The sequence below is a fragment of the Polyangium sp. 15x6 genome (assembly GCF_029960785.1).
In the GTDB taxonomy this organism is placed as follows: domain Bacteria; phylum Myxococcota_A; class Polyangia; order Polyangiales; family Polyangiaceae; genus Polyangium.
In genome coordinates this window covers 49,270-62,024 of record NZ_JASBQE010000010.1, presented here as the reverse complement: position 1 = coordinate 62,024, position 12,755 = coordinate 49,270, and the positions used below count along the sequence as shown (strand labels likewise).

General features: G+C 67.9%; 11 protein-coding genes and 2 tRNA genes. 8 read left to right on the top strand and 5 right to left on the bottom strand.

What is annotated here, in order from left to right; genetic code table 11:
- Positions 1 to 36 precede the first annotated feature (36 nt).
- Positions 37 to 288 (bottom strand): hypothetical protein, encoded by a 252-nt coding sequence (locus QHF83_RS10185; RefSeq protein WP_282417585.1) that lies wholly within the window; start codon positions 286 to 288, stop codon positions 37 to 39.
- Between the two features lie 126 nt (positions 289 to 414).
- Here QHF83_RS10185 and QHF83_RS10180 point away from each other — a divergent pair, with 126 nt between their 5' ends.
- From QHF83_RS10180 to QHF83_RS10165, 4 genes are all read left to right on the top strand, one after another.
- Positions 415 to 1,023 carry a 2-hydroxychromene-2-carboxylate isomerase gene (locus QHF83_RS10180; RefSeq protein WP_282417584.1) on the top strand — a complete coding sequence of 203 codons (609 nt, stop codon included), beginning with the start codon at positions 415 to 417 and terminating at the stop codon, positions 1,021 to 1,023.
- Positions 1,024 to 1,085: 62 nt separating this feature from the next.
- Positions 1,086 to 1,433, top strand: a complete 348-nt coding sequence (locus QHF83_RS10175) for a hypothetical protein (protein ID WP_282417583.1) — start codon at positions 1,086 to 1,088, stop codon at positions 1,431 to 1,433.
- A gap of 100 nt (positions 1,434 to 1,533) precedes the next feature.
- A complete protein-coding gene (locus QHF83_RS10170; RefSeq protein ID WP_282417582.1) occupies positions 1,534 to 2,652 on the top strand; it encodes a D-alanine--D-alanine ligase family protein in 1,119 nt (372 codons plus the stop codon).
- 1 nt (position 2,653) lies between these two features.
- On the top strand, positions 2,654 to 3,688 hold the full coding sequence (locus QHF83_RS10165) for a zinc-binding dehydrogenase (protein WP_282417581.1): 1,035 nt from the start codon (positions 2,654 to 2,656) through the stop codon (positions 3,686 to 3,688).
- 1 nt (position 3,689) lies between these two features.
- On the opposite strand, the gene QHF83_RS10160 is transcribed toward QHF83_RS10165, so the two are convergent.
- Positions 3,690 to 4,646 carry a hypothetical protein gene (locus tag QHF83_RS10160; protein WP_282417580.1) on the bottom strand — a complete coding sequence of 319 codons (957 nt, stop codon included), beginning with the start codon at positions 4,644 to 4,646 and terminating at the stop codon, positions 3,690 to 3,692.
- Positions 4,647 to 4,862: 216 nt separating this feature from the next.
- Positions 4,863 to 5,264 (bottom strand): hypothetical protein, encoded by a 402-nt coding sequence (locus tag QHF83_RS10155; RefSeq protein ID WP_282417579.1) that lies wholly within the window; start codon positions 5,262 to 5,264, stop codon positions 4,863 to 4,865.
- A 244-nt stretch (positions 5,265 to 5,508) separates the two neighbouring features.
- Here QHF83_RS10155 and QHF83_RS10150 point away from each other — a divergent pair, with 244 nt between their 5' ends.
- The 4 genes from QHF83_RS10150 to QHF83_RS10135 all read left to right on the top strand — a co-directional run bounded on the left by QHF83_RS10150 (position 5,509) and on the right by QHF83_RS10135 (position 10,055).
- Positions 5,509 to 7,137: a SulP family inorganic anion transporter gene (locus QHF83_RS10150; RefSeq protein ID WP_282417578.1), complete on the top strand. Its 1,629-nt coding sequence runs from the start codon at positions 5,509 to 5,511 to the stop codon at positions 7,135 to 7,137.
- 271 nt (positions 7,138 to 7,408) lie between these two features.
- Positions 7,409 to 9,664, top strand: a complete 2,256-nt coding sequence (locus QHF83_RS10145; RefSeq protein WP_282417577.1) for an ATP-binding domain-containing protein — start codon at positions 7,409 to 7,411, stop codon at positions 9,662 to 9,664.
- 171 nt (positions 9,665 to 9,835) lie between these two features.
- Positions 9,836 to 9,912, top strand: a tRNA-Met gene (locus QHF83_RS10140).
- A 69-nt stretch (positions 9,913 to 9,981) separates the two neighbouring features.
- Positions 9,982 to 10,055 (top strand) — tRNA-Met (locus tag QHF83_RS10135).
- A 99-nt stretch (positions 10,056 to 10,154) separates the two neighbouring features.
- On the opposite strand, the gene QHF83_RS10130 is transcribed toward QHF83_RS10135, so the two are convergent.
- Positions 10,155 to 11,726 carry a Fic family protein gene (locus QHF83_RS10130; RefSeq protein ID WP_282417576.1) on the bottom strand — a complete coding sequence of 524 codons (1,572 nt, stop codon included), beginning with the start codon at positions 11,724 to 11,726 and terminating at the stop codon, positions 10,155 to 10,157.
- A 135-nt stretch (positions 11,727 to 11,861) separates the two neighbouring features.
- Positions 11,862 to 12,746 (bottom strand): LD-carboxypeptidase, encoded by an 885-nt coding sequence (locus tag QHF83_RS10125; protein WP_282417575.1) that lies wholly within the window; start codon positions 12,744 to 12,746, stop codon positions 11,862 to 11,864.
- Positions 12,747 to 12,755 lie beyond the last annotated feature (9 nt).

Genomic DNA, 12,755 nt, shown 5'->3' with positions numbered 1-12,755 from the left:
AGAGGCGGGGTGGGTCGTCGTCCGGAAGGTCGCGGCTCAGAGCGCTTCGACGGACTTCAGGAGCTCGTTCACGAACTGCACGCGCGGGCGGATCAGCTTGTCGCGCGTCCCCTTCTGCCGGACCTTGATCATGCCGGTCTGGACGCCGAGGTCGCCCCCGAGAAGGTCGTCGTCCTCGAACGTGTAGCCGTAGTTCTCGGCCTTCTCCTTCTTGGGCTCCGCGTACGCCGCGCTCGTGAAGAGGGTCGTGCCGAGGGTCGCGAGCAGGATCATCGTCGTCTTTCGCATCGTCGTGCCTCCGTTCGCTCCTTCCGACACGGCCCCCTCGCCGGGCTTTGGGCCCGGATCGCGGACGGAAGAATTTTGGGTTGAGCCCCGCGTGAACCTCGGTCGAATCTCGTGTTCCGAACCTCCATGAAGCGCGTCGAGTTCTTCTTCGATTTCTCGAGCCCCTTCGCCTACCTCGCTTCCACGCAGATCGAGGACCTCGCTGCGCGGAAGGGCGCCTCGCTCGTGTATCGGCCCTTCCTGCTCGGCGCCCTCTTCAAGGCGATCGGCACTCCCAACGTCCCGCTCTTCGCCATGCCCGAGCCCAAGCAAAAGCTCGTGAGGGCGGACCTTCATCGCTGGGCGGATCACTGGGGCGTCCCGTTCCGCTTCGCCTCGCGCTTCCCCATGAACACGGTCAAGCCGCTGCGGATGGTGCTCGCAGCGCCGGAGGACCGTGTCTCCGCGCTCGTCGCCGCTGTGTACCGCGCTTACTGGGCCCTTGATCGCGACATCTCCGCGGACGAGGTCCTCGTGGATGTCGCGACCTCCGTGGGGCTCGATGGCGCCGCGCTCGTGGCTGCGACGGCGGACGAGCGGATGAAGCAGCGCCTCAAGGACGTTACCGAGCAGGCCGAGCGGATCGGGGTCTGCGGCGCGCCGAGCTTCCTCGTCGACGACCTCTTGTTCTGGGGTCAGGACCGCCTGCTCTTCGTGGAGAAGGCGCTCGATGGTTGGCGTCCCAAAGAATCGTGAAGGCCGCGGCCGCCCGGTGAAAAGTCGAGCTTCGATCGCGGGAATCTTGTAGGATGGTGGGCATGCGCGCGCGGCTTTTGTCCTCGCTCCTGACCCTGGTCGCCGCTTCGGCGGGCCTCGTGGCCACGTCGAGCGTCGCCCACGCAGACACGCCGGATACGAACGACGCGCCTGCGGCCGGCGAGCCACGCGAGATCGGCGTGGGGATGTATCTCGTCGCGACCGAGGACGTGACCCTGCGCGACGCAGCGCTCAGCAAAGGCGCGCGTATCCACGTCACGCGCGTCGGCCACCAGAAGGGCCGCGTGACCACGGTGGACGTCGAGCTCGCGGATGGACACGTCTTGAAGCGCGTCGCGGTCGACACGATTCGCAAGGCGTTCATCGTCGCAGACGAGTCCAAGGAGTAACCGGGCTCGACTGTGGCAGGGCCGCTCGATCCTGCGTGGATCGAGCCTCCTCGGCCGGATGTTTCACCGGGCCCGAGCACCCTGCTAGGGTGCGGCCTTCATGAGCGCCCCGCGCAAGCTCCGTGTCGCCGTGCTCTTCGGCGGTCGCTCTGCCGAGCACGAGATCTCCCTCCTTTCGGCCCGCAACGTCGTCGAGGCCCTCGATCGGGATCGCTTCGAGCCCGTCCTCATCGGCATCGACAAGGCGGGCCGGTGGCTCTTGCAGGAGGAGGCGCTCCTCCTCGGCGCCTCGCGTGATCCGCGCCTCGCGCGCCTCAACCAGTCGGCCCCCGACGTCGCGCTCCTCGCGCATCCGAGCCCGGCCGGCGAGGCGGCGCTCACGATCGGCGGATCCTCGCAGGCGATCGACGTGGTCTTCCCCGTGCTGCACGGGCCGCTGGGCGAGGACGGCTCCGTGCAGGGCCTGCTCGAGCTCGCGGGTGTGCCGTACGTCGGCTCGGGCGTGCTCGGCTCGGCCGTGGGCATGGACAAGGACGTGATGAAGCGCCTGCTCGCGCAGGACGAGCTGCCCCTCGTCCCTTACGAGACCGTGCGTCGCCTCGCGTGGGAGCGGGATCCGAGCGAGGTCCTCGCGCGTTGCGAGAGGCTCGCGCTCCCGCTCTTCGTCAAACCCGCGAACCTCGGCTCGTCGGTCGGCGTGACGAAGGTGAAGACGTACGAGGCGCTCGCCGACGCGATCAGCCTCGCGTTCGAGTTCGACACCAAGATCGTCGTCGAGCAGGGCGTCGAGGGCGCGCGCGAGATCGAGTGCGCGGTCCTCGGCGACGAGGAGCCCATCGTGAGCATCCCGGGCGAGATCGTGGTCGATCACCCGGACGGGTTTTACTCGTACGCCGCCAAGTACATCGACGAACGCGGCGTGACCACGCGCGTCCCGGCCGACCTCACCGACGCCGAGACGCGCGCCGTGCAGCTCCTCGCGCTGCGCACCTTCCGCGTCCTCGAAGCCTCCGGCCTCGCGCGGATCGACCTCTTCATGTCGAAGGGCGGTGAGGTCTACGTGAACGAGATCAACACGCTGCCCGGCTTCACCTCGATCTCGATGTATCCGAAGCTCTGGGAGGCGAGCGGCATCCCGCCGCGCGAGCTCGTCGCGCGCCTCATCGACCTCGCGCTCGCGCGGTCCGAGCGCCGTCGCAAGCTCCGGACCTCGACCTGACATGCGCGCCGTCGTCCTTCACGAGACCGGCGGACCGGACAAACTCGTCCCGTCTCCGAACACGCCCGACCCCGTCCCCGCGGCCGACGAGGTCCTCGTCCGCGTCCGCGCCTCGGCCGTTTGCGGTCGTGATCTCATCGATCGGCGCGGCGGCTTCCCGCTGATGAAGCTGCCCACGATCCTCGGCCACGAGTTCGCCGGCGAGGTCGAATCCGTGGGCGAGGAGGCGGCGCGCGCCGGGTTTGCCCCGGGCGATCGCGTGGCCAACCTGCACCGGCCGAGCTGCGGCGAATGCCCGCGCTGCGCGGGCGGCGAGGAGCTCCTCTGCGAGCGCGCCTATCAGAGCTTCGGCCACACCGTCGACGGCGGTTACGCCGAGCTCGTCGTCGCGCACCACCGGGCCCTCGTGAAGGTCCCCGCGTCCGTCCCGCTCGAGGACGCCTCGACGCTCATGTGTACCGCGGGCGTCGCCTACCAGGCGCTTGCTTCCCGCGCGCGGCTCGCCGCGGGCGAGACCGTGCTCATCACGGGCGCGAGCGGCGGTGTCGGCACCGCGGCGATCCAGGTCGCGCGGCACCTCGGCGCCCGCGTCGTCGCCGTGACCGGCAGCCCCTCGAAGGCCGCTGCCCTCGCCGATCTCGGCGCGCACGAGGTCCTCGTGAGCCCCGACGGCCGATTCGAGGACGACGTCAAAGCGCGCCTCGGCGGCCCCGTCGACGTAGCGCTCGAGCTGACCGGCAGCGCTACCTTCGGCTCCGCGTTGAAGGCGCTGCGCCGCGGCGGACGCATGATCGTCGTGGGCAACATCGACCAGGCCAAAGTCTCGATCAAGCTCGGCGCGCTGATCCTTTGGAGTCATACGATCGCCGGGTCGGCCTCCTGCACGCGGCAGGATTTCGCACACGTGCTCGACCTCGCGGCCTCGGGCGCGCTGCGCGCGGTGATCGATCGCAAGCTCCCGCTCCGCTACGCCGCCGAAGCGCACTCCCTGCTCGAAGCGCGCGCCGTCTTCGGCCGCGTCGTGCTGATCCCCTAGGCTAGGCCGGCTCGATCCGTACGCCGGGCGCGGAGAGCGCGGGCCTTCGCACGGTCGCAGGGCCGAGTGCGCGCAAGATCTCCGCGTGACGCGCCTCGGGCGCCCATACGAGCACGTGTCCGCCTCCGCCTGCGCCGCACGCGCGGATCACCTCCACGCCGAGCCCCGCGAGCTTGTCGCCGAGCTCCGTCGCGAGTGCGCTCGCCTCCGGCGCGCGCCGCACCTTGGCCATCGCGGTCCTTCGCATCCCCGCGAGAGCGCGCGCGAGCGATCCCTCGCGCAGCGCCGCAGACACCTCCGTCGCGGACTCCACGAGCTCCGCCACGTTCGCGAGCGCCGCCGCCGCGTCGACCTGCCCGAGCACCTCGCCCGACACGCGCCGCACGTGCGTGTCGACGAGCAAGAGCCCCGCTTCGAGCTCCGCCGCGAGCTCTTTTTCCGGCGTGATCCGCTCGATCCGCGTGCACCCCGCCTCGCCGAACGCGAGGTCGAGCAGACCGCCGCACGCGGCGAAGATCGCGTCCTGCGCGCCGCACACGATCGACAGACCTTCGCGCTCCATCGTCGTCGCCTCGCGCGCGAGCTCCTCCTCGGCCGTCACTTCGCCCACGCTCCACCGCAGCGCCGACAGCGTGGCCACCGCGGTCGACGCGCTCCCGCCGAGCCCTGCGCCCGGCGCGACGTCGGTGTCGATCCGGAGCTTCACGCCGTCCGTCACGCCCGTGTGCGCGAGCGCGGCTTCCAGCAGTCGGAACGCGAGCTCGCTCGACGGCGGCTCGTGGCTTCGACGCGTGGTCGACTCGTCCGCCACGGGCACCTCGAGCCGCACCCAGCCTCGATCGAACGGCTCCACGAGCGCTCGCACGCGGAGGCCGATCGCGCTGCCCACGACACGTCCGGGCAGACCCTCGATGAAGGGCGGGAGATCGGTGCCGCCTCCGGCGAACGACACGCGCATCGGTGCGCTCGCGACGGCGCGCCTTTGCGGGCTACGTGCGGAGCGGGCGGAGGGCATGGAGACGGCGCAGGTGCTCATGGGGTGCGCGCGGAGGTGCCGCTCCTCGGCGTATCACGCCGGCACGGACGTCCGCGGCGCGCGGTGCAGCACGGACCGCGCCAGGGGGCTCGGGGGACGCGTGCGCACCGGGGTGACACGGCGAACCCTCGCGCCCGGCTAGTTCAGGACCGGCGGCGTGGACGGCTCGGCCGCCTTCGCGCGCTCTTTGGCCTCGTCGAGGATCCGATCGATCAGACGGAGCCCTGCGAGGAGCACCTTGCCCTCCTCTTGCTCGCCGCCGTCCTGGGCAGCGGACGCGAAGGTCCTGAGCGACAGCGCGTCCTTGCGGATCGCCGTGAGATCCATCGCGCGTGCGGCCGCCGCGATCAGATCGGCCAGATCGATCACCGTGTTCGCGTCCCCGATCTCGAACCCGGTCTTCGCGGCGCGACTGAGCACCCCTGTGAGCTCCACGCGATACGTCGCGAGCACCAGGTGGAAGAGCGCATCCCGTTGCCGGAAGGAGCGCAGGATCAGGTCGTGGAGGGGAAGCGCGTCATCCGGAAAGGAGCGTTCCATGCATGAAAACCCATAAGCCCAGTGCGCCTCGGTCTCAAGACCGCCGTGGACCCCGGCCAGACTGCGTACTTTGGAACACGGAACCGCCCGCGATTCGCTCTTGCGCCGTGTTTGTGCGATCCTTCGAGTTCGGATGAATTCGCGTGCGTCGGACTCGGCGATTGCCGGGGTTTGCCGTGCACGCTACTCCCCTACCGTTCCTTCAGCGGTGGGGAAAACAAGCCGGATACGGAGCAAGGAAGCGATGGCCAACGCGAAGACGAGCGGCGCCGGTGTGACGCGGCCGAATCTCAGCCCGCTCGCGAATCTCAAGTACGACCTGCCCGCGGGCCTCGTCGTGTTCCTCGTGGCGCTGCCGCTGTGCCTCGGCGTCGCGCTCGCGTCGAATGCCCCGCTCTTTGCGGGCCTCACGGCGGGTGTGATCGGCGGGCTCTTCATCCCGCTCATGAGTCGCTCGTCGCTCAGCGTGTGCGGCCCGGCCGCGGGCCTCACGGCGATCGTCCTCGCGGGCATCGACAAGCTCGGCAGCTTCGAGAACTTCCTCGTCGCCGTCGTCCTCGGCGGCCTCCTGCAAGTGATCCTCGGCGTCGCGCGCCTCGGCACGGCCGTCTACCTCATCCCTTCGTCCGTCATCAAAGGGATGCTCGCCGCGATTGGCCTCATCCTGATCCTCAAGCAGTTCCCGCACGCCGTCGGGTACGACCTCGATCAGGAGGGCTCCGAGCAGTTCGTGGTCTCCGAGGAGGAGAACACGTTCACGATGATCCTCCACGCCTTCGGCCGCCTCGAGCGTGGCGCGCTCGTCATCAGCGCGGTCTCCATGGGCATCCTCGTCCTCTGGGAGAAAACCGAGCGGCTGCGCAAGCTCTCGTGGCTCCCCGGCGCGCTCGTCGTCGTCGTCGTTGGCACCGGGCTCAACCTCCTCTTCCGCAAGGCGAACTTGCCCATCGCGCTCGAGCAGACGCACCTCGTCACGTTGCCCGCCTACGACGGCGTGAGCGGCGCGCTCGGCCAGCTCCGCACGCCGACCTTCGCCGCGCTCTCGAACCCGCAGGTCTACATCGTCGCGCTGACGATCGGCATCGTCGCGAGCCTCGAGACGCTGCTCAGCATCGAGGCCGTGGACAAACTCGACCCGTGGAAGCGCAACACCCCGCTCGACCGTGAGCTCATCGCGCAGGGCGTCGGCAACGCGGCGAGCGGCCTGCTCGGTGGCTTGCCCGTGACGAGCGTGATCGTCCGCTCCAGCGCGAACATCAACGCCGGCGGACGGACGCGGGCTGCGACGGCCTTCCACGGCCTCTTCCTGCTGCTCGCCGTCCTCTTCATCGGCCGGTTCCTCAACATGATCCCGCTCGCGTGCCTCGCGTCGATCCTGCTCATGACCGGCTACAAGCTGGCCAAGCCCGAGCTCTTCAAGAAGATGTACAAGCTCGGCTGGGATCAGCTCATCCCGTTCGTCTTCACCATCTCCGCCATCCTCCTCACCGACCTTCTGCGCGGCATCCTCGCGGGCATCGTCGTCGGCGTCGGCTTCGTCCTGCGCAGCCACATGCGCGCGGCGTTCACGATCGTGAAGGAGGGCAAGAAGCGCGTGATCACGTTCAAGAAGGACGTCTCCTTCCTCAACAAGGCGACGTTCATCGGCGTCCTCAAGCGCATCCCCGACGGCTCGTCGGTCATCATCGACGGCACCCGCGCCGAGTTCATCGATCAGGACATCCTCGAGGTGATCGAGGACTTCCAGGTCTCCGCGGCGCTGCGCGGTGTCCACGTCGAGGTGCGTGACGTCCGCACGAAAGAGAACGCGCGCAGGCCGTCGATGGCCTCGGTCTCCGAGGCGAGCCCGGCGCCCGCCGAAGCGCGCACCTGACGCGCGCCGCTGCCACCACTTTCGCCCCACCGTCATCTCTTGCCCGGGCGGCCGAACCGGTCCGCCCGAGCGCGCGACCCTCCCCCGACAAACCCTTGCGCGGCCCGGAAGGATGGGTCAAAACGCGCGGTCGCCTCGCGGCGAGGCCCTTTTTCCGGAACATCCGCGAGTGCAGCCGTCCGTCCACCGGTCCTCCGGACAGCGACGGATGGAAATGGAAATCGAGGGACCCGTCCCTCCCAACCCCGCTCCGCGCGCTACGTAATCCACCGTGACCGCCAAGCAGACGACCGCGCAGCCGCTTCGTCCCGAGTCGAGCTCGGGCAACCTTCAAAGCACGCCGCAGACGAACGGCGCGGACGAGCTCGCGATCGTTCGCGAGGAGCAAGCGCTCCTCGATCGCGTCCGCGATCACCTCGCGACGGTGAAGCCCTCGCGTCCGCCGCCCACGGAGGACTACGAGGCGCAGATGATCTCGCTGCGCGACCAGATCGCGGCGAGCCGCCTCGAAGACGTCCCCGCGCTCGTGCAGCAGATGGAGCGTATCGCGGGCGTCGCCGCGCGCCGCGCCGAGGTCGTCACCGAGCCCGTCGACGCGCGCTCGCCCTACTTCGGCCACCTTCGCCTCCGTGAGCGCGGCAAGCAGGACCGCGACGTCCTCATCGGCCGCACCACGCACGTCGACGCCAAGGCCGGCGTACGCATCGTCGACTGGCGCCACGCGCCCGTGAGCCAGCTCTATTACCGCTACGAGGAAGGCGCGGAGTACGAGGAGACCTTCGGCGACCGCGAGGTCGAGGGCAAGGTCCTCGCCCGGCGCACGGTCACCATCGAGGACGGCGAGCTCTACCGCATCGCCGCGCCGCAGGGCGTCTTCGTGCGGGTCGAGAACGGCTATCGCCGGCTCGACAGCCGCGCCGTCGTGCTCGCGGGTGGGCAGGGCAAGGCCGTTCGGCCCGAGGACATGCGCGGCGCGCTCGGCACGGGCGCGAGCTTCGCGGCGAAGGAGGATCGGCACCTGCCCGAGATCGCCGCGCTCCTCGACCCGCGCCAGTTCGAGCTCATCTCGCGGCCCGATGCGGGCATCGTGGTCATCCAGGGCGGCGCGGGCAGCGGCAAGACGACCATCGGCGTCCACCGCATGGCCTTCCTCGCCTTCAACAACCGCGCTCGCTTCTCCGGCGACAAGATGCTCGTCATCGTCGGCAGCCCCGCGCTCCGGGCGTACATCAGCGAGGTCTTGCCTGCGCTCGGCATCGGCCAGGTCCAGGTCGAGACCTTCGCCGAGTGGGCCCGCGCCGTGCGCGTGCGCGCCTACCCGTGGCTCGACGTCCCGGTCGAGGAGAACACCCCGAGCGCGGTCACGCGGTACAAGACGCACCCGGCGCTCCTGCGCCTGCTCGAAGAGCGCGCGAGGGCGTACGCCGAGGATCCCACGACCCGCAAGGACTCGCGCGGCATCCTCTGGTTCTGGGCCGATCTGCTCACGGACAAGGACAGCATCGAGAAGGCGTTCGCCTCTGCGAACGACCCCGAGTTCAGCATGGACAAGGTCCGCCAGGCGTGGCGTTGGTGCGCCGAGCGTTGCCCTGCGGTCCTCGATCGTGATCCCGGCGATCGCGCCGAGCGCAAAGCGGCGCTCGCCGACGAACCCGTGGACGAGGATCCCGAAGAGGAGCGCCTCGGCGCCGACGACAAGCCCATCGAAGAGGACGAGCGCGCGCTGCTCGATCCCGAGGACGACGCGCTCCTCCTGCGCGCTTACCAGGTCATCAAGGGCGACCTCAAGAAGGGCAAACAGCCCTACGTCGTCGAGCACCTCTTCGTCGACGAGGCGCAGGACCTCGCGCCCGTGGATCTCGCGGTCCTGCTCGGCGTCGTATCCAAGCAGAAGTCCGTGACGCTCGCGGGCGACACCGCGCAGCGCCTCTTCATGGACTCGGGCTTCCGCGACTGGAGCCGTGTCCTCGAAGACCTCGGCCTCTCCTCGGTCAACATCGAGCCTCTACGCATCGCGTATCGCTCGACGCGCGAGGTCCTCGCGGTCGCCCGTGACATCCTCGGCCCGCTCGCCGATCCCACGCCGCCCCTCGCGCCGCGCACGGGCGCGCCGGTCGAGCATCACCACTTCCCGAGCCAGGGCGCGGCCGTCGCGTTCCTCGCGGACTCGATCCGCCCGCTTTTCACGCGCGAGCCGCGCGCCACGCTGGCGATCCTCGCGCGCCACCCCGAGCAGGCGGACGCGTACTACGAGGCGCTGAAGATGGCCGAGATTCCGAGCCTCCGCCGCGTGCGCTCGTTCGACTTCCTCTTCCGTCCGGGCGTGGACATCACCGAGATCCGGCAGGTGAAGGGCCTCGAGTACGACTATGTCGTGCTGGTCGACGTGAACGGCTCGACCTACCCGGCGGACGACGAGTCGCGGCACCTCCTGCACATCGGGGCGACACGCGCGGCGCATCAGCTCTGGGTGATCTCGACGGCGAAGCCGAGCGCGCTCGTGCCGGCGTGGCTGCTCAATGCCTGAGGGAGACTGGGGGGTTTGGGGGCGTAGCTCGGCTTGTCCGAGCGTAGCCCCCAAGCATGGAAAAACGGCCTTCTCGCGGGAAGCGTGATCGAACGGTCACGAGGGGCTTGACTCCTGCACGGACAGGAGTAGGTTCCGACCCGTCGTCGCCGCTTCGTTTGGCGAACATGACGCGCGGTGGAGCAGCCTGGTAGCTCGTCGGGCTCATAACCCGAAGGTCGTAGGTTCAAATCCTACCCGCGCAACCAGCGGAGCGTGGGGACAGCCGTAGTCGCTGTCCTCCACGCTCGGTTGTTTTTGTAGAAGTGACAAACTGACGCGCGGTGGAGCAGCCTGGTAGCTCGTCGGGCTCATAACCCGAAGGTCGTAGGTTCAAATCCTGCCCGCGCAACTAAGAAGGACCAGCCAACGGGCTGGTCCTTTGCCTTTTGTGGGCATACGGTGTCCATCGGTGCTCACGGCATTCGTGATGCCCGCGCGCGGACCGAGCTTATTGGGCCCGGACTCGAATGGGGTGCGGTGATGCAGAATAACCCCGCAGCAGCGCACGTGCATCGGCGAGGCTTAGGTGCTCCAGCTTGGCTCGTTGCAAGACCTCGTCGTCTGATGCGCCTGACCGCATCAATAGCAGGCCGAACACTTCCAGCTGCGCGTCGAGCGTCAGCGAGCGTTGTGAGCAGAAGCTCGTGTACGCCTGTGCCATGGCTTCGTAAATGGTAATTTCCCGATCAGGGTTCGCGTCGCGCGCGAAGTCGTCAAGCCACTTTTCCAGGGGCGATGGGTCTATCGCCGCGAAAACCTTCTGAACAGCCTCGATGCGTTTGATCTGCTCGGGCGTCAGGGAACTCTGCGGAGTGTCCGGTAACTTGATGTGTTCTGGGTTGATCCATTGGACCGATACGCTTGGGGATTGAGCCGGCGGGGCTGCGCTCTTGAACAGTGCCAGGTACGGGGTAAAGGAGAACCGTCGATTGCGCTTGTACCCGGTCATTTCCTCCAAGAGGCCCAGCTCTCGTAGTCGCGACACGTGATTGTTTGCGGTTACATAGGACACGTCGAGCTTTTTTTCCAGGATCGCCGGGGTCAATACGGGTTGCGCGAACATGATATCGAGTGCGCGAAGCAGGGTCGCTCCCGCCTTTCCTTCGTTCTGCAGCAACTCCTGGCAGCGCGTGCGGAGCCGTAAGATTTTTCGCGCCGTCTCATGTGCCTCGGTCGCAACTTCTCCCACACCACGGAGGAAGAAGGACAACCACTCTTCCCATGCACCGCGTGTTCGAATGGCTTGGAGGTGATCGTAGTAGTCGCTGCGGTGCTGCTTCAAGAAATGGCTTAGGTACAGGAGTGGGCGCGAGAGGATGCCGCGTTGGCACAAGAGGAAAGTGATGAGCAAGCGACCGACTCTGCCATTACCATCAAGAAACGGGTGAATGGTCTCGAACTGCGCGTGCGCAAGGCCAGCGTGAATCAGAGGTGGCAGTGATTCGTCGTAAAAAAACCGTTCCAGATTGCCCATTGCCTCCAGCAGAAAGTGTGGTGGCGGTGGCACGAACGCCGCTGTGGTCAGGGTGCAGCCTCCAGGACCAATCCAGTTCTGCGTGCGACGGAACTCGCCAGGCTCGCAATGTTCTCCGCGCACGCCTTGCATCAGGCGCCCATGGATCTCGCGGATAAGACGCAGAGATAGCGGGAGTGCGGTTTGCTCAAGTCCGTAATTCATTGCGCCGACGTAATTCACGACTTCCTGCACATCGCGCAGGTTGCCGTCGTCACGGTCCCCTGCCTCGAACTGCAGGACGTCGGTGAGCGAGGCTTGCGTCCCCTCGATCTGCGAACTGAGGACGGCTTCCTGTTTTACGTACATCGCCACGAAGAGGTCGGGGTTCGGCAGGATTCCGGTGATCCCGTCGAGCCGCCCGAGCGCCAGGTCCGCTGACGACAGTAATCGAGCGAGTTCCCCCTCGATGCGGATCGGCGGATCAGGTGGAAGAGCGGCTGGGACGAAGGCTGTGTAACCCGTAGGCTGCTGGATGAAGCGGCCGGCTCGCTGGCTCGTGGTCATGGTCGGGTTCGTTCGCTGTTCGTGGCTCTTAGTAAAGGGAACAGCCGTTTGAATTTATTATAGGTCCTGCCCAAGCGCCATGGTCAACGATGTTGAGACATGGCTTGTTTAGACATGCACAGGTGGGATAGTTGCCTACATACTGCCCGGTGCGTCGGGCTGCGTCAGTCCGGCGGCTCCCAGTTTCCCATCGGTCCCGATCCGCCAAGCGAGGTTGCAGGTTCCATGACCTGTCTTAAGCCCTGACCATACGGGCAGCCCAAGCGGCTCGAGCGCCTCGCGGAGCACGTCCGTCAGCTCGTAGCGCGCGCCCTCCGGCGGGTCGCATTTCACGAAATCGCCGAGCGCGATCCCCACGGCCCCGTCGAGCGCCCCGCTCAGGCGCAGCTGCATGATCAGCCGATCGACCCGGTAGGGCACCTCCGTCACCTCTTCCAGCACCACGATCGCCCCTCGCGCGTCGAGCGCCCACGGCGTCCCTGCCAGGCTCGCGAGCACGCACAGGTTTCCCCCGACGACCCGCCCGCGCACCTCTTCCTTCGGCCCCGCGAAATGCTGCGCTGCAATGGGCGCCACCGCATCCCCTGCCAGCATTGCCCGGATTCGCGCGCGTGTCGCGTCGTCCACCTTCGTCGCGATCGTCTCCAGCATTGGCCCGTGCACGAGGTTTTCCCCGCGTGACTTCACGAGCGCCGCGAAGAGCGCCGTCGCGTCCGAGCAGCCGATCACCGGCCTCCCGTCGAGCCCCTCGCTTGGCAGGCTCGGCAGGCAATGCATGCACCCGTAGCCGCCTCGCGCGAGCCACACCGCGTCGATCCCGTCGGCCGAAAGCGCCCACAGGAGATCCTGCGTCCGCACCTCGGCCGTGCCTGCGGTGAAATGGTGTTGTTTTTCCAGGTTCGGCGCGAGGACGACCTCGTAGCCCCAGCTCTCGACGAGCCGTACGCCGGCCGCGACGCCGGCGAGCTGCGGGATGCCTGCGGGGGCGACGACGGCGATGGTCGCGTGTGGTTTCAGCACGATCGCATC